The 19,323-nt window shown below is 68.5% G+C and carries 19 protein-coding genes; 10 read left to right on the top strand and 9 right to left on the bottom strand.

Annotation, left to right across the window (positions count from 1 at the left end):
* Positions 1-90 precede the first annotated feature (90 nt).
* Positions 91-1,032, bottom strand: a complete 942-nt coding sequence (locus HWX62_RS28440) for a DMT family transporter (RefSeq protein WP_175932194.1) — start codon at positions 1,030-1,032, stop codon at positions 91-93.
* Between the two features lie 157 nt (positions 1,033-1,189).
* On the opposite strand from HWX62_RS28440, the gene dapC reads away from it, so the two are divergent.
* The 6 genes from dapC (at position 1,190) to cls (ending at position 7,391) form a co-directional block, all read left to right on the top strand.
* Positions 1,190-2,422 (top strand): succinyldiaminopimelate transaminase, encoded by a 1,233-nt coding sequence (dapC, locus tag HWX62_RS28435; protein WP_175932195.1) that lies wholly within the window; start codon positions 1,190-1,192, stop codon positions 2,420-2,422.
* Positions 2,423-2,466: 44 nt separating this feature from the next.
* Positions 2,467-3,294 carry a 2,3,4,5-tetrahydropyridine-2,6-dicarboxylate N-succinyltransferase gene (dapD, locus tag HWX62_RS28430; protein WP_006478479.1) on the top strand — a complete coding sequence of 276 codons (828 nt, stop codon included), beginning with the start codon at positions 2,467-2,469 and terminating at the stop codon, positions 3,292-3,294.
* Positions 3,294-3,662: an ArsC family reductase gene (locus HWX62_RS28425; RefSeq protein WP_034207673.1), complete on the top strand. Its 369-nt coding sequence runs from the start codon at positions 3,294-3,296 to the stop codon at positions 3,660-3,662. The genes dapD and HWX62_RS28425 overlap by 1 nt, the downstream gene beginning before the upstream one ends.
* Positions 3,663-3,759: 97 nt before the next feature.
* The gene (gene dapE, locus HWX62_RS28420) at positions 3,760-4,899 is read left to right on the top strand and encodes a succinyl-diaminopimelate desuccinylase (RefSeq protein WP_175932196.1); all 1,140 of its coding nucleotides are present in this window, start codon (positions 3,760-3,762) and stop codon (positions 4,897-4,899) included.
* A gap of 11 nt (positions 4,900-4,910) precedes the next feature.
* Complete coding sequence (gene prmB, locus HWX62_RS28415; RefSeq protein WP_175932197.1) at positions 4,911-5,819, top strand: 50S ribosomal protein L3 N(5)-glutamine methyltransferase; 909 nt, start codon at positions 4,911-4,913, stop codon at positions 5,817-5,819.
* Between the two features lie 132 nt (positions 5,820-5,951).
* Complete coding sequence (gene cls / locus HWX62_RS28410; protein WP_175932198.1) at positions 5,952-7,391, top strand: cardiolipin synthase; 1,440 nt, start codon at positions 5,952-5,954, stop codon at positions 7,389-7,391.
* A 63-nt stretch (positions 7,392-7,454) separates the two neighbouring features.
* Here cls and HWX62_RS28405 read toward each other — a convergent pair whose 3' ends face one another.
* On the bottom strand, positions 7,455-7,934 hold the full coding sequence (locus tag HWX62_RS28405; protein WP_175932199.1) for a glutathione peroxidase: 480 nt from the start codon (positions 7,932-7,934) through the stop codon (positions 7,455-7,457).
* Positions 7,935-8,070: 136 nt separating this feature from the next.
* Between HWX62_RS28405 and HWX62_RS28400 the strand changes: the two genes are divergently transcribed.
* On the top strand, positions 8,071-10,002 hold the full coding sequence (locus tag HWX62_RS28400) for an ATP-binding cassette domain-containing protein (RefSeq protein WP_175932200.1): 1,932 nt from the start codon (positions 8,071-8,073) through the stop codon (positions 10,000-10,002).
* A gap of 199 nt (positions 10,003-10,201) precedes the next feature.
* On the opposite strand, the gene HWX62_RS28395 is transcribed toward HWX62_RS28400, so the two are convergent.
* The 3 genes from HWX62_RS28395 to alr all read right to left on the bottom strand — a co-directional run bounded on the left by HWX62_RS28395 (position 10,202) and on the right by alr (position 13,076).
* The gene (locus tag HWX62_RS28395; RefSeq protein WP_006488228.1) at positions 10,202-10,468 is read right to left on the bottom strand and encodes a DUF2866 domain-containing protein; all 267 of its coding nucleotides are present in this window, start codon (positions 10,466-10,468) and stop codon (positions 10,202-10,204) included.
* Between the two features lie 149 nt (positions 10,469-10,617).
* Positions 10,618-11,994: a DNA repair protein RadA gene (gene radA / locus HWX62_RS28390; protein ID WP_034207679.1), complete on the bottom strand. Its 1,377-nt coding sequence runs from the start codon at positions 11,992-11,994 to the stop codon at positions 10,618-10,620.
* A gap of 11 nt (positions 11,995-12,005) precedes the next feature.
* The gene (gene alr, locus HWX62_RS28385; RefSeq protein ID WP_175932201.1) at positions 12,006-13,076 is read right to left on the bottom strand and encodes an alanine racemase; all 1,071 of its coding nucleotides are present in this window, start codon (positions 13,074-13,076) and stop codon (positions 12,006-12,008) included.
* 218 nt (positions 13,077-13,294) lie between these two features.
* Here alr and lplT point away from each other — a divergent pair, with 218 nt between their 5' ends.
* Both lplT and thiD read left to right on the top strand, forming a co-directional pair.
* Positions 13,295-14,602: a lysophospholipid transporter LplT gene (gene lplT, locus HWX62_RS28380; RefSeq protein WP_175985293.1), complete on the top strand. Its 1,308-nt coding sequence runs from the start codon at positions 13,295-13,297 to the stop codon at positions 14,600-14,602.
* Between the two features lie 58 nt (positions 14,603-14,660).
* Entirely contained in the window at positions 14,661-15,470 is an 810-nt protein-coding gene (gene thiD, locus HWX62_RS28375; protein ID WP_175932203.1) for a bifunctional hydroxymethylpyrimidine kinase/phosphomethylpyrimidine kinase, read from the top strand.
* An 18-nt stretch (positions 15,471-15,488) separates the two neighbouring features.
* On the opposite strand, the gene HWX62_RS28370 is transcribed toward thiD, so the two are convergent.
* Genes HWX62_RS28370 through tsaB form a run of 4 tightly spaced genes read right to left on the bottom strand, consistent with a single transcriptional unit; the run spans position 15,489 to position 18,730 of the window.
* Positions 15,489-16,454, bottom strand: a complete 966-nt coding sequence (locus HWX62_RS28370) for a DUF1853 family protein (protein WP_175932204.1) — start codon at positions 16,452-16,454, stop codon at positions 15,489-15,491.
* On the bottom strand, positions 16,451-17,479 hold the full coding sequence (locus HWX62_RS28365) for a uracil-DNA glycosylase (RefSeq protein ID WP_175932205.1): 1,029 nt from the start codon (positions 17,477-17,479) through the stop codon (positions 16,451-16,453). Before HWX62_RS28365 ends, HWX62_RS28370 begins: the two co-directional genes overlap by 4 nt.
* Entirely contained in the window at positions 17,466-17,966 is a 501-nt protein-coding gene (gene rimI, locus HWX62_RS28360; RefSeq protein WP_175932206.1) for a ribosomal protein S18-alanine N-acetyltransferase, read from the bottom strand. The genes HWX62_RS28365 and rimI overlap by 14 nt, the downstream gene beginning before the upstream one ends.
* Positions 17,963-18,730 (bottom strand): tRNA (adenosine(37)-N6)-threonylcarbamoyltransferase complex dimerization subunit type 1 TsaB, encoded by a 768-nt coding sequence (gene tsaB / locus HWX62_RS28355; protein WP_175932207.1) that lies wholly within the window; start codon positions 18,728-18,730, stop codon positions 17,963-17,965. The genes rimI and tsaB overlap by 4 nt, the downstream gene beginning before the upstream one ends.
* A 147-nt stretch (positions 18,731-18,877) precedes the next feature.
* Here tsaB and HWX62_RS28350 point away from each other — a divergent pair, with 147 nt between their 5' ends.
* Positions 18,878-19,147, top strand: a complete 270-nt coding sequence (locus HWX62_RS28350; protein WP_175932208.1) for an acyl-CoA-binding protein — start codon at positions 18,878-18,880, stop codon at positions 19,145-19,147.
* Positions 19,148-19,323: the final 176 nt, after the last annotated feature.

Here is a 19,323-nt window from a genome sequence, read left to right as displayed (position 1 = left end):
CGGGGCCGGAGAGCCCCTGCGCGCCACGCGCCCCGGAATTCAAAAACGGGGCCGCGCGCATACAGCGTTGGGCCCCGCAAACGGCTTCCATCATACCATCGCGCGTGCGCCGTCCCGACCGTCGCCGGGTTTGTCCGGTGTGGGCGCGGCACGATGGACCCGGCTCGACAGCAACGTCGCGAGCACGATGCACGCGCCGCCCGCCCATTCGCGCGCGCTCGGCAGCTCGTTCGCGAACACCCACGCCGACAGCGCGGTGATCACGATCTCGAACAGCATGATGATCGACGCGCGGTTCGCCGGCACGCGCGCGAGGCCGTACTGGACGAGCAGGTTGTTCGACGCCATCGTCACGCCGATCGCCGCGACGATCAGCGCGGCCACGCCCAGTTGGCCGCTCGCCGGCGCGGCCGGCAGCCCTTCGACCAGCGACGCGATCGCGCCGAACACGGCCGCGCCGCCGAACAGCGTCGCGGTGCGCATTTCCGCGCGCATGTCGGGCAGCTCGCGGCTCGCCTTGATCACCAGCACGTTGCTCATCGCGAAGCTCAGCCCGGCCGCGAGACCGGCCCATTCGGCCGGGTTGGCCGGCAGCGGCAAGCCGAGCGCCGGCGACCACAGCATCAGCATCGCGCCGCCGATCGACAGCGCCGCGAGCCCCGCGCCGGCCCAGGTCAGCCGCTCGCGCAGCAGGAAGTGCGCGTAGATCGCGGTCCAGGCCGGCGTCAGGTAGAACAGCAGCATCACGCGCAGCACCTCGCCGTGGATCGTGCCCCATACGAACCCGAGATTCGTCACGCCGGCCGTCACCGCGATGCCCGGCAGCACCCAATGCCAGCGCAGCGTCGCGATCGCGCGGTGCCGCGCGACGATCACGAACAGGAACGCGACGAGGCTCGTCAGCGCGCTCGCCAGCGTGCCCGTCACGCCGAGCGACGCGAGGATCCGCAGCGGATACCAGATCAGGCCCCATACCGACGCGCCGATCAGGATGGCCAGCGTCGGCAGGCTGCCGCGTACCGCGTTGTGCATTTGTTCGATACCCTTTATTCGACCGGCCCGGCCGCCGTTCCGGCAGGCCGTGACCGCATTCCGTCACGCTATAATCGTCCGTTGCGAGCCGCGCGCCCCGGCGCCCGTTCGCAGCCGCGCGGCGCGCCCGCCGCTTCTTTCGCTCCAACCGGCCGCGATGGCCGCTTCGCCCGTGAACCCTCGACTCGACTCGCTCCAGCCCTATCCCTTCGAAAAGCTGCGCGCCCTGTTCAAGGACGTGACGCCTTCCGGCGCCCTCAAACCGATCAGCTTCGGCATCGGCGAGCCCAAACACGCGACGCCGGCGCTGATCCGAGACGCCGTGGTGGCCGCGCTCGACGGCCTCGCGTCGTACCCGGCCACCGCCGGCTCGGACGCGCTGCGCACGTCGATCGCGCACTGGCTCGAGCGCCGCTACGGGCTGCCGGCGATCGATCCGGCCACGCAGGTGCTGCCGGTGTCGGGTTCGCGCGAGGCGCTGTTCTCGCTCGCGCAGACGGTGATCGACGCGCGAGCGCGCACGGACGGCAAGAAGGCGATCGTACTCTGTCCGAATCCTTTCTATCAAATTTACGAAGGCGCGGCGCTGCTGGCCGGTGCCGAACCCTATTTCGCGAACAGCGACCCGGCGCGCAACTTCGCGTGCGACTACGCGGCCGTGCCCGACGACGTGTGGGCGCGCACGCAACTGCTGTACGTGTGCTCGCCCGGCAACCCGACGGGCGCCGTGCTGACGCTCGACGATTGGCGCGAGTTGTTCGCGCTGTCCGACCGCCACGGTTTCGTGATCGCGTCCGACGAGTGCTATTCGGAAATCTATTTCGACGAAGCGGCGCCGCCGCTCGGCGGCCTCGAGGCCGCACACCGCCTCGGCCGCGGCTTCGAGCGGCTCGTGATGCTCTCCAGCCTGTCGAAGCGCTCGAACGTGCCGGGCATGCGTTCGGGCTTCGTCGCCGGCGACGCCGCGCTGCTGAAGCAATTCCTGTTGTACCGCACGTACCACGGCGCCGCGCTGTCGCCGGTGTGGCAGCACGCGAGCATCGCCGCGTGGAACGACGAGGCGCATGTGCGCGAGAACCGCGCGCTGTATCTGCAGAAGTTCAACACGGTCACGCCGATGCTCGCCGACGTGATCGACGTGAAGCTGCCCGATGCCGCGTTCTACCTGTGGGCCAACGTCGCGCGCACCGGCCTGTCGGACACCGAGTTCGCCCGCCGCCTGTACGCCGACTATAATGTGACGGTTCTGCCCGGCTCGTACCTCGCGCGCGACGCGCACGGCACGAACCCGGGCCGCGATTTCATCCGGATCGCGCTCGTCGCGGGCACCCCCGAATGCGTCGAGGGCGCGCAACGCATCGTCGATTTCTGCCGCTCACTCGCGCGGTAATCGTCCATCCCGATCAATTCCATTCATCTCCTGCGAAAACGAACATGTCGCAACAACTTCAGCAAATCATCGATACCGCCTGGGAAAACCGCGCCGAGCTGTCGCCGAAGGCCGCGCCCGCCGACGTCCGCGAAGCCGTCGCTCACGCGATCGAGCAGCTCGACAAAGGCGCGCTGCGCGTCGCCGAGAAGATCGACGGCAACTGGACGGTCCACCAGTGGCTGAAGAAGGCCGTGCTGCTGTCGTTCCGCCTGGAGGACAACGCGCCGATGCCGGCCGGCGGCTACTCGCAGTTCTACGACAAGGTGCCGTCGAAGTTCGCGAACTACACGGCCGAAGACTTCGCCGCGGGCGGCTTCCGCGTCGTGCCGCCGGCCATCGCGCGCCGCGGCTCGTTCATCGCGAAGAACGTCGTGCTGATGCCGTCGTACACCAACATCGGCGCGTACGTCGACGAAGGCACGATGGTCGACACGTGGGCGACGGTCGGCTCGTGCGCGCAGATCGGCAAGAACGTGCACCTGTCGGGCGGCGTCGGCATCGGCGGCGTACTGGAGCCGCTGCAGGCGAACCCGGTCATCATCGAGGACAACTGCTTCATCGGCGCGCGCTCGGAAGTCGTCGAAGGCGTGATCGTCGAGGAAAACTCGGTGATCTCGATGGGCGTGTACCTCGGCCAGAGCACGAAGATCTACGACCGCGAGACGGGTGAAGTCAGCTACGGCCGCATCCCGGCCGGCTCGGTCGTCGTCGCCGGCAACCTGCCGTCGAAGGACGGCTCGCACAGCCTGTACTGCGCGGTGATCGTCAAGAAGGTCGACGCGAAGACGCGTGCGAAGGTCGGCCTGAACGAGCTGCTGCGAGGCGACTGATGGCGAAGCCGCACACCGTGGTCGTCTACGGCATTCCGAACTGCGACACCGTGAAGAAGGCCCGCGTGTGGCTCGACGATCACGGCGTCGAATTCGAATTCCACGATTTCAAGAAGCTCGGCGTCAGCGCGCCGCTGATCGAAGACTGGCTGAAGGACGTGTCGCTCGACGCGCTCGTGAACAAGCGCGGCACCACGTGGCGCGGCCTGGACGACGCGATGAAGGCGGCCGCCGAAACCAAGACCGGCGCGGTCGCGCTGATGATCCACAAGCCGTCGGTCATCAAGCGCCCCGTGCTCGTCGTCAACGGCCGCGTGAAATCGCTCGGCTTCGCGGCCGATCAATACGCGGCGTTGTTTGCCGCATAGGGCCGCCCCGGCGGCGCCTGCGGGCGCCGCCCGACGCCCGACACCCTGTCGCTGCCGGCCCCCGCGCCGGCATTTTTTATCGAAAGTGGTCCGAACCATGTCCGCCACCCTAGCCCTTACCGAACAGCTGATCGCCCGCGCGTCCGTGACGCCCGACGACCAGCACTGCCAGCAGATCATGACCGAGCGCCTCGCCGCGCTCGGCTTCGAATGCGAGACCATCGCGTCGCACGGCGTGACCAACCTGTGGGCCGTCAAGCGCGGCACCGACGGCCGCGACGGCAAGCTGCTCGCGTTCGCGGGCCACACCGACGTCGTGCCGACCGGCCCGCTCGAGCAGTGGACTTCGCCGCCGTTCATCCCCGCCCATCGCGACGGCAAGCTGTACGGCCGCGGCGCGGCCGACATGAAGACGTCGCTCGCGGCGTTCGTCGTCGCGTCCGAGGAATTCGTCGCGGCTCATCCCGACCACCGCGGCGCGATCGCGTTCCTGATCACGAGCGACGAGGAAGGCCCGGCCACCGACGGCACCGTGAAGGTCGTCGAATTGCTGCAGGCACGCGGCGAGCGCCTGGACTACTGCATCGTCGGCGAGCCGACGTCGACCGCCGAGCTCGGCGACGTCGTCAAGAACGGCCGCCGCGGGTCGATGTCCGGTGAACTCGTCGTCAAGGGCGTGCAGGGCCACATCGCGTATCCGCACCTCGCGAAGAACCCGATCCATCTGCTCGCGCCGGCGCTCGCCGAGCTCGCCGCCGAGCAATGGGACGAAGGCAACGAATACTTCCCGCCGACCACCTGGCAAGTGTCGAACCTGCATGCCGGCACCGGCGCGACCAACGTGATCCCCGGCCACGCGGACCTGCTGTTCAATTTCCGCTTCTCGACGGCGAGCACCGTCGAGGGCCTGCAGGCCCGCGTGCACACGATCCTCGACAAGCACGGCCTCGAGTACACGTTGAAGTGGTCGGTGAGCGGCCTGCCGTTCCTCACGCCGCGCGGCGAACTGTCGAATGCGCTTGAGAACGCGATCCGCAGCGAAACCGGCATCACGACCGAACTGTCGACGACGGGCGGCACGTCGGACGGCCGCTTCATCGCGCGCATCTGCCCGCAGGTGATCGAGTTCGGCCCGCCGAACGGCAGCATCCACAAGATCGACGAGCACATCGAGGTGCGCTTCGTCGACCCGCTGAAGAACGTGTACCGACGCGTGCTCGAACAACTGATCGCCTGACGGAGCCTCGCATGACGACACCTTTTGCCACAGTTCGCGACCTGCTGCGCTACGCGGTCACGCGCTTCTCGAAAGCGAAGCTCGCGTTCGGCCACGGGTCCGACAACGCGTACGACGAGGCGGCCTACCTCGTGCTGCATACGCTCGATCTGCCGCTCGACACGCTCGAGCCGTTCCTCGACGCGCGCCTCTTGCCCGACGAAATCGCGGCCGTGCTCGCGGTGATCGAACGACGCGCGACCGACCGCGTGCCGGCCGCGTACCTGACGCATGAAGCATGGATGCATGGCCACCGCTTCTACGTCGACGAACGCGTGATCGTGCCGCGCTCGTTCATCGGCGAACTGCTCGACGACGGGCTGCAGCCGTATGTCGCCGATCCCGAGCAGGTCGGCGCGGTGCTCGAACTGTGTACCGGCTCCGGCTGCCTCGCGATCCTCGCGGCGAGCGCGTTCCCGAACGCCGAGATCGACGCGGTCGACCTGTCGGACAAGGCGCTCGAAGTCGCGGAAATCAACGTGCGCGACTACGGCCTCGAAGATCGCATCGGGCTGCACCGCGGCGACCTCTACGCCCCGCTGCCCGCGTTCCGCACCGATCCCGGCTCGCGCTACGACGTGATCCTGACGAATCCGCCGTACGTGAACGCCGCGTCGATGGCCGCGCTGCCGCCCGAATACCGGCACGAGCCGGAGATGGCGCTCGCCGGCGGCGACGACGGGATGGACATCGTGCGACGCATCGTCGCCGACGCACACCGCTGGCTGCATGACGACGGCGTGCTCGTCGTCGAGATCGGCAACGAGCGCGAGCACGTCGAAGCGGCGTTCGGCGGCCTCGAACTCACGTGGCTGCCCACCAGCGCCGGCGACGACGCCGTGTTCCTGATCCAGGCGTCGGATCTGCCGCGCAAGGCCTGAGCGTTTCCGGGCCGCCTGCCGTGCGGCGCACCGTTGCGCCGCACGGTTGGGTAAGATGCGCGTAGGCGGCCGCCCGGCCGCACGACCTCCGGAATCCCCTCGGGAGTCCGCTCGGGAGTCCTTTACGCGCCCATGACCCTCGACTGGCTACATCTCGGCACCCTGATCCTGACCATCCACGTGCTCGGGATCGTTGCGGCATGCCACGCAATCATGAACACGCGCACGTCGCAAGGCGCGATCGCGTGGGCCGTGTCGCTCACGGCCATGCCGTACCTGACGCTCGTTCCGTACCTGTTCCTCGGCCGCAGCAAATTCTCCGGCTACGTCGACGCCCGGCGCCACGAGCTCGACATGTTGCGCACGCACACGCCGCGCTCGCCGTGGCGCACCGCCGACGCGACCGACGGGCCGGCCGCCGACGCGCTGGGCCAGGCCGCCGTGCTCGCGCTCACGCGGCTCGGCGGCATGCCGTTCCTCGGCGGCAATTCGGTGCGCACGCTCGTGAACGGCGACGCGACGTTCTCGGCCATCCTGTCGGCGATCGACACCGCGCGCGACTACGTGCTCGTCCAGTTCTTCATCGTGCGCGACGACGCGCTCGGCCGCATGCTGCGCGACTCGCTGCTCGCGCGCGCGGCGGCCGGCGTGCGCTGCTGCCTGCTGTACGACAGCATCGGCAGCTTCGATCTGCCGCGCGGCTACGTCGACGCATTGCGCCGGGGCGGCGTCGAGGTCCATCCGTTCGCGACCAACCGGAAGTTCGTCAATCGTTTCCAGCTGAACTTCCGCAACCATCGCAAGATCGTCGTCGTCGACGGCAATCGCGCGTTCGTCGGCGGCCACAACGTCGGCGTCGAATATCTCGGCGCGAAGCCGCGTCTGTCGCCATGGCGCGACACCCACATCGAGATCCGCGGCCCCGTGGTGGCGAGCATCCAGTACGTGTTCGCCGAGGACTGGCACTGGGCCACGCAGAAGCTGCCGCCCATCGCGCTGCCGCCGCCCGCGCAGCCCGGCGACGGCATGCATTGCCTCGCGGTGCCGATGGGGCCGGCGGACAAGCAGGAAACGGGTTCGCTGTTCTTCGTCGAATCGATCAATGCCGCCCGCGAGCGCGTCTGGATCACCACGCCGTACCTCGTTCCCGACGAAGCCGTGATCTGCGCGCTGAAGCTCGCCGTGATGCGCGGCGTCGACGTCCGCATCCTGATCCCCAGCCGGCGCGACCACTATGTCGTGTTCGAGGCGTCCAAGCTTTACGCGCGCGACCTCGTCGATGCGGGCGTGAAGGTGTTCCGCTACCGGCCCGGCTTCCTGCACCAGAAGGTCGTGCTGATCGACCGCATCGCGGCGGCGGTCGGCAGCGCGAATCTCGACAACCGCTCGTTCCGCCTCAATTTCGAGGTCATGGTCATGACCGTCGATCGCGCGTTCGCCGATGAAGTGGAAACGATGCTCGATGCCGACTTCGCACAGGCGTACGAAGTCGATGCGGACGAATACCGGAAGTCGCCCGCCTGGCGGCGCATCGCGATGCACGTCGCGCGGCTGTTCGCGCCGATCCTGTAACCGCCGCAGCGACGGCCGCGCCCGCACGATCCGCACCGGCGCGGCGTACGCCGCGCGTCGCCGTCACAGCAGCTTGTCGATATCCGCGGCGATTTCGTCGGGCTTGGTGGACGGCGCGTAGCGCTTCACGATGCGCCCTTCGCGATCGATCAGGAATTTCGTGAAATTCCACTTGATCGCCTTCAGGCCGAGAATGCCGGGCGCCTCGTCGGTCAGGTAGCGATACAACGGATGCGCATGCTCGCCCTTCACGTCGATCTTCGCGAACATCGGGAACGTGACGCCGTAGTTGCGCTCGCAGAACGCACCGATCTGCGCGGCGTCGCCCGGCTCCTGCTTGCCGAACTGGTTGCACGGGAAGCCGAGCACGAAGAAGCCGCGCGCCGCGTACTGGTCGTACAGCTTCTGCAGACCGGCGTACTGCGGCGTGAAACCGCACTCGCTCGCGGTATTGACGATCAGCAGCACCTTGCCGCGATACGCGTCGAGCGATACCGGCGCACCGGCGAGCGTCTCTGCGCTGAACGAATACAGGGTGGACATCGGGCACTCCTTTTACGAAACCGGATCGACGTGGAGTCTAGGCGAAATTGCGCCGTTGCGGCATCGGCCGAGCGGCCGATGCCCGGCACGACCGGCGCGCGGTCTAGAATAGCGGTTTTGGCCAGCCATTTCCGCCGTGATCCGTTTCAATCAGTTCAGTCTTGCGCGCGGCACCAAGCCGCTGTTCGAGTCGGCCTCCTTCGTGCTCAATCCCGGCGAGAAAGCCGGCTTGATCGGCGCGAACGGCGCCGGCAAGTCGACGCTGTTTTCCGTGCTGCGCGGCGAGCTGCATTCCGACGGAGGCGATTTCTCGATGCCGCCGTCGTGGCGGATCGCCCACGTGTCGCAGGAAACGCCGGCCGTCGACCGCTCGGCGCTCGACTACACGCTCGACGGCGACACCGCGCTGCGCGAGATCGAGGCGCGCATCGCCGCCGCGTCGGCCGCGCATGACGGCGCGGCCGAAGCCGATGCCCATGCGGCGTTCGCCGATGCCGACGGCTACACCGCACCGGCACGCGCCGAAGCGCTGCTGCTCGGCCTCGGCTTCACGCTCGCGCAAACACGCGAATCCGTCGCAAGCTTCTCCGGCGGCTGGCGCATGCGGCTGAACCTCGCGCAGGCACTCATGTGCCGCTCCGACCTGCTGCTGCTCGACGAACCGACGAACCACCTCGACCTCGACGCGATCGTCTGGCTCGAAGACTGGCTGCACCGCTACGCCGGCACGCTCGTCGTGATCTCGCACGATCGCGAGTTCCTCGATTCGATCTGCAACGTCACGCTGCATCTTGAAAACCGCCAGGTGAAACGCTACGGCGGCAACTACTCGCAATTCGAAGTGCTGCGTGCCCAGCAACTGGCGCTGCAGCAAAGCGCGTACGAAAAGCAGCAGAAGACGATCGAGCACCTGCAGAGCTTCGTCGACCGCTTCAAGGCCAAGGCGACCAAGGCCAAGCAGGCGCAAAGCCGGATGAAGGCGCTCGAGAAGATGGAGCTGATCGCGCCCGCGCACATCGCGTCGCCGTTCACGTTCGAATTCCGCACGCCCGATGCGGCGCCGAACCCGATGATGGTGATGGAGGACGTCTGCTGCGGCTACCACGCCGACGACGGAGCGGAAATCCCGATCGTCGAGCGCGTCACGCTGTCGATCCAGAACGGCCAGCGCATCGGCCTGCTCGGCGCGAACGGCCAGGGCAAGTCGACGCTGATCAAGACGCTGGCCGGCACGCTCGCGCCGCTGTCGGGGCACGTGCGCGACGGCAAGGGGCTGACGATCGGCTATTTCGCGCAGCACCAGCTCGAAACGCTGCGCGAGGACGATTCGCCGCTCGCGCATCTGGCGCGGCTTGCGCCCGACACGCGCGAACAGGAATTGCGCGACTTCCTCGGCGGCTTCAATTTCTCGGGCGACATGGCGACGAGCCCGGTCGGGCCGTTCTCGGGCGGCGAAAAAGCGCGCCTCGCGCTGGCGCTGATCATCTGGCAGAAACCGAACCTGCTGCTGCTCGACGAGCCGACGAACCACCTCGATCTCGAAACGCGCCACGCGCTGACGATGGCGCTCGCGCAATTCGAAGGCACGCTGATCCTCGTGTCGCACGATCGTCACCTGCTGCGCGCGACCACCGACCAGTTCATGCTGGTCGCGAAGCACCGGCTGCAGCCGTTCGACGGCGACCTCGACGACTACCGCGACTGGCTGCTGCAGCACGCGGCCGAGCAGCGCGCGGCCGCGAAGGCGGACAGCGCGGCCGCCGCGGGCGCCGATCCGGGTGTCAACCGCAAGGATCAGAAGCGCCAGGCGGCCGAGGAACGCCAGCGGCTGTCGCAGCTGAAGAAGCCGCTGCAGAACCGCATCACGAAGCTCGAGAAGGAAATGGAGGCGCTGCACGCGGAAAAGGCGCGCCTCGACGCGTTCGTCGCCGATCCGGCGAGCTACGAGGCGGCACGCAAGACGGAACTGACCGAAGCGATCCGCAAGCTCGGCGAAGTCAACACCCGGCTCGAGACGGTCGAGGCGGACTGGCTCGCCGTGCAGGAGGAACTCGAGCAGATCGGCTGAACGCGGCTGCCGGCGCTGTCAGCCGATGGTCGCTTCATCGGCGGCGCGGCACGTCGGGGCGCCAACGACCCACGAATCTGCCCGGCCGCGCCGGCCCCGGAAACGACGAGGCCGGGCGCCCAGGGCCCGGCCTCGTCGTCATGGCTACGTTCGATGTGGCCGCGTCGGCCGGCGCCCGTATGCCGGCCCCGCCATCCGCTCAGCGGCGCGGCAGCGTGTCGCGCGGCATCTGCTCGTCGTCGCCCATCAGATGCCGGCGCCCTTTGATCGGCCGGCGGATCGCAGCAGCGACTTCGGCTTCCGTCACATCCTCGGACACGACCTTGCGCGCCAGGCGCCCTTCTTCGTCGATCCATTCGACGATCCGGCATCCGCCGCCCCACGGCTGGCGAATCGGCTCCGACACGCGACAGCCGCGCAGGTTGTAAAGGCGTCCGCCAGGCGCTTCCCCATACGATTTCAACATAGGTTCCCTTCGCATTGCGCGGTTCGACAATCCGGCAAAGGATAGGGAAAAGCGATGTCCGGCGGGTTACAGCGGCCTACATATTCTTTACAGCGAATTACGCGACAGATCGCCCGGCCCGGCACAGCCCGTGCGCGGACCGGGGCCGCTCATTCGAGATCGCGCACGCGGTCGATCGCCTGCTCGAGCCGCTCGACGGCCATCACGTTCAGCCCTTCGATTGCCTGTTTCGGCGCATTCGCCTTCGGGATCAGCGCGGACGTGAAGCCGAGCTTCGCCGCTTCGCGCAGCCGCTCCTGCCCGCGCGGGGACGGCCGGATCTCGCCCGCCAGCCCCACCTCGCCGAACACGATCAGTCCTTTCGGCAACGCCTTGTTGCGCATCGACGAGTGAATCGCGAGCAGCACCGCGAGGTCGGCGGCCGGCTCGGTGATCTTCACGCCGCCCACCGCATTGAGGAACACGTCCTGGTCGAAGCACGCGATGCCCGCATGCCGGTGCAGCACCGCGAGCAGCATCGCGAGCCGGTTCTGCTCGAGGCCGACCGCGAGCCGGCGCGGGTTCGGCACGTGCGCGGTATCGACGAGCGCCTGGATTTCGACGAGCAGCGGGCGCGTGCCTTCCTGCGTGACGAGCACGCACGAACCGGGCACGACCTGCTCGTGCTGCGACAGGAACAGTGCGGACGGGTTGGCGACGCCGCGCAGCCCGCGCTCGGTCATCGCGAACACGCCGAGCTCGTTGACCGCGCCGAAGCGGTTCTTGAACGCGCGCACGAGCCGGAACGACGAATGCGTGTCGCCCTCGAAGTACAGCACCGTATCGACGATGTGCTCGAGCACGCGCGGGCCGGCCAGGTTGCCTTCCTTCGTCACGTGCCCGACCATGATGATCGCGGTGCCCGACTGTTTCGCGATGCGCGTGAGCTGCGCCGCGCATTCGCGCACCTGCGCGACCGAACCGGGTGCCGACGTGAGCGCGTCGGAATAGACGGTCTGGATCGAGTCGATGACGGCCACGTCCGGCCGCTCCGCATCGATCGCGGCCTGGATCTTCTCGAGCTGGATCTCGGCGAGCAGCTTCAGTTCGGCCGCCGGCGCGCCGCCGTCGAGCAGCGCGAGCCGTTGCGCGCGCAACGCGATCTGCGCGGCCGATTCCTCGCCGCTGATATAGAGGGCGCGCCGCTCGCTCGCGATATCCGCGAGCGACTGCAGCAGCAGCGTCGACTTGCCGATGCCCGGATCGCCGCCGATCAGCACGACGCCGCCCGGCACCAGCCCGCCGCCCAGCACGCGGTCGAATTCGCCGATGCCGGTGGAGAAGCGCGGTACGTCGGCGGCCTCGATGTCCACGAGGCGCTGCACCGGCGCCCGCTTCGCGAGCGACTGGAAGCGATGGGCGGCCGGCGACTCGGCGACCGATTCGACGAGGGTGTTCCACGCCTGGCACGACGGACACTGGCCCTGCCACTTCGGGGTCTGTCCGCCGCACTCGCTGCAGACGTAAACGGTTTTCTGTTTGGCCACGCGCGACGCCCTTATTCCGCCCGCACCGGCACGCGCGCGGCAATCGCGCACATCAGCTCGTAGCCGATCGTGCCGCAATGGCGCGCGACGTCGTCGATCGGCAGCGCATTGCCCCACAGCTCGACCCGCGCGCCGACACCGGCCTGCGGGCACGGCGTCAGGTCGACGGTGATCATGTCCATCGACACGCGGCCGACGATCCGCGTGCGGATGCCGTCGACGATCACCGGCGTGCCTTCCGGCGCGACGCGCGGATAGCCGTCCGCGTAGCCGCACGCGACGACGCCGATCCGCATCGGCGCCTGCGCCGAAAACGTCGAGCCATAGCCGATCGCCTGGCCCTTCGCGATCGTCTGCACCGCGATCAGCTCGGATGCGAGCGTCATCGCCGGCTTCAGCCCGGTGTCCGCGATATCGGACGACAGCCCGGACGGCGACGCGCCATACAACACGATCCCCGGCCGCACCCAGTCGAAGTGCGTATCCGGATGCCACAGCACGGCCGCCGAATTCGCGAGGCTGCGCGCGCCGGCGATGTTTTCCGCGCCGCGCTCGAACGTCGCGAGCTGCTCGGCGACGCCGCGCTCGTTGTCCGCGTCCGAAAAATGGGTCATCAACGTGATCTGGCCGATGCCGGGGCACGCGCGGGCGCGTTCCCACGCCGCGCGGTATTTTTCCGGCGTGTAACCCAGCCGGTTCATCCCGCTGTTCATCTTGAGCTGCACGTTGACGGGCTTGGACAGCCGCGCCGTTTCCAGCATCCGCATCTGCTCGTCGTTGTGGACGGTCGTGGTCAGGCTGTAGCGGTCGATCACGTCGATGTCGGTCGACCGGAAGAAGCCTTCGAGCAGCAGGATCGGGCCGGCCCAGCCGAGCTCACGCAGCTTCACGGCCTCGTCGAGGTCGAGCAGGCCGAAGCCGTCGGTACCGCGCAGGCCCGGGAACACGCGGGCGAGACCGTGGCCGTACGCGTTGGCCTTGACGACCGCCCAGACCTTGGACGGGCCGGCAAGGCGGCGGACGACGGAGAGATTGTTCGCGAGAGCGGCGGTGTGGATGGTGGCGGAGATCGGGCGCGGCATGGGAAATTTACGTAAAGACGCTTGCGAATCATCAGCTTACCGCGCCTTTTGAGCACCGAAGCCGACAATTTGCGGAACGATCGGGGAATCTTGCTAGTCCGAATTGCCGTATTTTCGTGTTATAAAGCCGTGCGCACAACCCATTTCGAACGGAATAAGCCGATCGCATACCAGGCGGCCTACGCGGCCCTGCCGCAGCGACGAAAGCATCGCATCAGATGAAAAAAGGTTTTTACACCATCATGGCCGCGCAGTTTTTCTCGTCGCTGGCCGACAATGCGCTCCTCATCGCCGCCATCGCCCTGCTGAAAGACCTCCACGCCCCCAACTGGATGACACCGCTGCTGAAGCTGTTCTTCGTGTTGTCGTATGTGGTGTTGGCGGCGTATGTCGGTGCCTTCGCGGATTCGCGCCCGAAGGGCCGCGTCATGTTCATCACCAACTCGATCAAGGTGGTCGGCTGCCTGATCATGCTGTTCGGCGCCCACCCGCTGATCGCGTACGGGATCGTCGGCTTCGGCGCGGCGGCCTACTCGCCCGCCAAATACGGGATTCTCACCGAACTGCTGCCGGCCGACCGGCTGGTCGCCGCGAACGGCTGGATCGAAGGCACGACCGTCAGCCCGATCATCCTCGGCACCGTGCTCGGCGGCGCGCTGATCAGCCCGCACATCGCGTCGCACGTGATCGCGCACACCCCGGCCTGGATCGGCACGCCCGCCGAAGCCGCGATGGCGATCATCATGGCGATCTACGTGGTCGCCGCGCTGTTCAACCTGCGCATTCCCGACACCGGCGCCCGTTACCCGAAGCAGGAACGCGGCCCGGTCAAGCTGCTCACCGATTTCGCCGACTGCTTCATGGTGCTCTGGCGCGACAAGCTCGGCCAGATTTCGCTGGCGGTCACCACGCTGTTCTGGGGCGCGGGTGCGACGCTGCAGTTCATCGTGCTGAAGTGGGCCGAGGTGTCGCTCAACATGTCGCTGTCCGAGGGCGCGATCCTGCAGGCCGTGGTCGCGGTCGGCGTCGCGGCCGGCGCGATCGCCGCCGCCGCCCGGATCCCGCTGAAGAAGTCGCTGACCGTGCTGCCCGTCGGCATCGTCATGGGCATCGCTGTCATGCTGATGGCGTTCTACACGCGCGACCTGTTCCCGTCGCACTGGGCCGTGCATTTCGGCCATCTGCGCCTGCCGTTCTACCTGATCGTCGCGTACATCTTCCTGATCTGCGTCGGCGCGCTGTCCGGCTACTTCGTCGTGCCGATGAACGCGCTGCTGCAGCATCGCGGCCACGTGCTGCTGTCGGCCGGCCACTCGATCGCGGTGCAGAACTTCAACGAGAACCTGTCGGTGCTCGTGATGCTGTGCCTGTATGCGGTGCTCGTGTGGCTCGACGTGCCGGTCGGCGTCGTGATCGTGCTGTTCGGCACTTTCGTCTGCCTGACGATGTGGCTCGTGATGCGCCGCCACCAGGCGAACCAGCGTCAGTTCGACTCGGTCGCGCTGATCGGCGAATCGCGGCACTGACGCTACACTGTCCGTTTCCGTCTGCCGGCGCCGGTCGTCGAACCGGCGCGTTGCCCTCATGACGCACCCGATACCCAACCTCCTGACGATCGCCGGCTCCGATTCGGGCGGCGGCGCAGGCATCCAGGCCGACCTGAAGACGTTTTCCGCGCTCGGCGCGTATGGCGCGAGCGTGATCACCGCGCTGACCGCGCAGAACACGCGCGGCGTGACGGGCGTGCATGCGCCGGACGCCGCGTTCGTGACCGCGCAGCTCGACGCGGTGTTCGACGACATCCGCATCGATGCGGTCAAGATCGGGATGCTCGCCAACGCGGCGATCGTGCAGGCAGTGGCCGACGCGCTGCGCCGTTACGCGCCGCGCTTCGTCGTGCTCGACACGGTGATGATCTCGAAGAGCGCGCACGCGCTGCTCGCGCCCGATGCCGTCGACGCGCTGCGCGACACGCTGCTGCCGCTCGCGACGGTCGTTACGCCGAACCTGCCCGAAGCGGCCGCACTGCTGAACGACGCGCCCGCCACCACCGAGGATGACATGGTGCGGCAAGGCCAAGCCCTGCTGCGGACGGGCGCGCGCGCCGTGCTGATGAAGGGCGGGCACCTGCCCGACGCGTGCGCGAGCCCCGACTGGCTCGTCGAAGCGACCGGCACCGTGCGGCTCGACGGCGCGCGCGTGCCGGTCAGCAACACGCACGGCACCGGCTGCACGCTGTCGTCGGCGATCGCTGCACTGCTGCCGCAGCAGCCCGACCTCGAAAGCGCGGTACGCGAGGCCAAGACCTACCTGAGCGGCGCGATCGCCGCGAGCGGGCACCTCGACGTCGGCCACGGCGTCGGCCCGGTCCATCACTTTCATCGCTGGTGGTAAGCGGCCGCTGACGCGGCGTCAGCGATCCTGCGCCGCGAATGCCTGCGCACGCACCGGCCAGTCGTCGGGCACGACGAAACCGCGCGCCGTCTCGCGCCACGTACCGTCACCGCTCATTTCATGGATCGCGATCAGATCGGGCGCCTGGCGCGTCGCCAGCACGGCCGGCAGCGCCCGTGCGCTCGCCAGCGGCTCGGGTTCGAAACCGGCGCCGGCGGCGGCACATCGCGGCGCGAGCCACGCCAGTCTCGGCAGCACGCTCCATGCCGCACCGCCATGCTGCGCGGCCGCCCACGCCGGCCACTGCGCGTGCGTGAGCCAGAAGCCGCGCGGATGATCCGGCGCGATTTCGGCGGACACCGGCGGCACCGGCGCACCATACGGATGGAACAGCCAGCCTTTGACGAACATCTGCGCGGCGGCCGGCGCGCCGTAGCCGAGCCGGGCAAAGCCATCGTGTTCGCCGAGCCGCAGCTGGTGGTCGAGCAGCCGGCTGCGCTTGCGGTCGAACCGGTCGACGAGGTTGGGGCCGACGAAATCGGCGAGCGACGCGCCGTCGCGCACCGGCGCGCACAGATAGCACTTCACCGCGAGCTCCCAGTGCAAACGCCGGCCGTCCGGCGCATCGACGAGAAAATCGACTTCGCCGAGCGTGCGGCCGTTGCTGCGCAACGGCAGATTGGCCGCGACGAGCCGCAGCAACGGCCCGTACGTCAGAAAGTACTCGAGCAGGCATTCGGCGTAGCGGCCGAGCCGGGTCGGCCGGACCCCGTCGAGCGCGCGATGCAGCGGGCCGGGCTGCGCATCGAGCGCGGCAAGCCACGCTTCGACGGCCGCTTGGCCCGCCGCGTCCTGCCACGGGTGTGCAAGCGGCGCGCCCGGCACCGCGGTGAGCAGGCTCGGGCTGGCCAGCAGCCAGCCCAGATCGCGCACCGCGGCGTCATGCAGCGTATCGACGAACGCGAACGCCGCGCCGGTCGTCATGACCCGGCCGGGCCGTGCGCGTCGGCGCCTTGCGCACGCTTGAACGTGTCGCGCGCAAGGCACAGGTCGGCCCACGCCTTCGACTTGTCCTGCAGGCTGCGCAACAGATAGGCCGGATGGTAGGTGACGATCACCGGCACGCCCTCGTACGCATGCACGCGGCCGCGCAGCGACGCGATGCTCGCGTCCGTCTTCAGCAGCGTCTGCGCCGCGAAACGGCCGAGCGCGACGATCAGCTTCGGCCTCACGAGCGCGACCTGGCGCTGCAGATACGGCTCGCAGCTCGCGACTTCGTCCGGCTCCGGGTTGCGGTTGCCGGGCGGCCGGCACTTGATCACGTTCGCGATGTACACGTTGTCGCCGCGCTTGAGCGACAGCGAATGCAGCATGTTGTCGAGCAGCTTGCCGGCCTGGCCGACGAACGGCTCGCCCTGCTTGTCCTCGTTCTCGCCCGGCGCTTCGCCGATCAGCATCCAGTCGGCTTCGCGGTCGCCTACGCCGAACACGGTGTTGGTCCGCTTCTCGCACAGGCGACACAGCGTGCAGTCGGCCACGCGCGCGGCCAGCGCATCCCAGTCGAGCGCGGCGACCGGTGCGCCTGCGGGGTGCGATTCGGCAAGCGGCACGGACATGGTTTCGCCCTGCGGCGCCGCGTCGAACCAAGCGAAATCGTCGTCCGCTGCCGGTGGCGCATCATCCTTCGGCATCGTATCGGGAGATGCGGGAGATGCCGGCAGCGCAGGCGGGCGATCGCCATCGACGATACCGTGTGCCGGCGCGCCCGCCTCGCGAGCCGGCACGCCGCCGGCAGCGCCACGCGCGACGGGCGCGGGCGCATCGTCCTGCACCGGTGCACGCGCTGCCCGCCCCGGCCGCTCGGCCGCAACGACAGGACCGTCGCCGGCCGCCGCAGTCTGCGCGACAGCCGGCGCTTCGGCTGCCGCGCCTTCGTCCGCGCGCTGCCCGCGCCGCACCCAGATCTGCGCGAGGCCCAGTTCCTCGAGCGCCGCTTCAGCCCACGCCATGCGCATCCCCCTCGTCCTTGTTCAGCGTCAGACGCATCACGATCGCGTCCTCCCGGCTGTGATGCTTCGCCGGATAGTAGTTCTTGCGCCGGCCGATCGTCACGAAGCCGAAGCGCTCGTACAGATGGATCGCGCGCGGATTGGACGGCCGCACTTCGAGCAGCACGCCGTCGAGCCGCTCCGCGCGCGAAATGCGCACCGCCTCGCGCAGCAGCGCGAGGCCCGCGCCCGCGCGCTGCGCAGCCGGCGCGACGCACAGGTTCAGCAGATGCATCTCGTCGATCACGGGCATCAGCACGCAATAGCCGACGAGCGATCCCGTCACGTGCCGCAGGCACACGCCCAGATAGCCGTTGCGCAACGAATCCTCGAAGTTGCCGCGGCTCCACGGAAATTCGTACGCGACACGCTCGATCGCGACGACCTCGTCGAGATCGGCATCCGTCATCGGCGCCAGATAGCGGTCGCTCAGCAGGACGCCCGTCATCCCTTCGCTCCGCCCGTCCGCGCGGCCCGTGCCGCGATGCGCTCGGCAGTCGTCTGCGCGACCTTGTCGCGCACGTATTCGGGCGCGGCCTGATCGGCCGGCACCGCACGCCCGGCGCGGAACGCGCGCAGCGCGGCATGCGCGACCGCCAGCGCATGCGGCAGCGCGTCGCCGTCGATCGCGGCCGCCCGCGCGGCGGCCGGCAACTGCGCGCCGAACGCCGCGGCCGCATTGCCGGCGAGCGTGAACGGCGCGTCGGGCACGCCGACGGCGCCCGGTACGTCGAGCGACGCCGGGTGCAGCGTGCGCCAGTCGCCGGCACCGTCGTCCCATTCGAAATCCGCCCAGTAGGCTTCATCCATCCGTGCGTCGAGCGCGGCGAGCACGCGGGTCGTGCCGGGCGCGCGCAGCCGCGCGTGCTCGGCGCACGCGAGCAGCGTGCCGACCGGCACGACCGGCAGCCCGCGCCCGAACGCGAGGCCCTGGGTGATGCCCGTCGCGGTACGCAGGCCCGTGAACGAGCCGGGACCCGCGCCGAACGCGATCGCGTCGCAGTCGGCGAGCGTCAGCCCGGATTCGGCGAAGAGTTCCTGGATCGCCGGCAGCACGCGCGTGCTCGACACGGCGCCCGTCAGCTCGTGACGGACCCAGGTTTGCGGGGTGGAAACGGCGTCATCGGCCGGGGCCGAGCGCAGCAGCGCGACCGAGCAGTATTCGGTCGACGTATCGATGGCGAGGAGCACTGTTTGCGTCATGGCCGACATTGTAATGCGCCGCCCCGCTCCCACGGGCGATCGGGCCCGATCTGTGCGCACCTGCGGCGGCGGCGGCGGTTTGGAAGGATCGCTCGACCCCGCGCGACGGTCCGCTTGTTAAGATCGACCGATCTGAAACCCTTACGGAGACACCCGATGAGCGAACTCGCCGCCCGATTCGACCAGGCCCAGATCGACGTCAAGCAACTGACGGAACGGCCGGGCAACCTGACCCTGCTGCGCCTGTACGCGCTCTTCAAGCAGGCGACCGACGGCGATGCGCACGGCGACAAGCCCGGCTTCACCGACATCGTCGGCAAATACAAGTACGACGCGTGGGAAGCCCTGAAGGGCACGTCGCAGGATGCGGCGAAGCAGCAGTACATCGAACTCGTCGAATCGCTGAAAAACGGCACGGCGTCCTGACCGGATCGCGGCCACGGCAATCGGCAATCAAATCAGTGGCGCAGCGCAGCAAATTTCTTTATAATGCTGCCTGCGTCATCTTCCGCGCTCGGCCCGCAAGCCGTTCCGGCCGACGCCTCGTAGCGTTAAGCTCCAATCCGGTTTAGAACCTGTCCCCTCCTGCTTCGACCCTTGCG

Source organism: Burkholderia sp. BCC0506 (genome assembly GCF_902833145.1).
Classification (GTDB): domain Bacteria; phylum Pseudomonadota; class Gammaproteobacteria; order Burkholderiales; family Burkholderiaceae; genus Burkholderia.
Note: the sequence above shows the minus strand (reverse complement) of the source record. Positions and strands in the feature narration are given on the sequence as shown.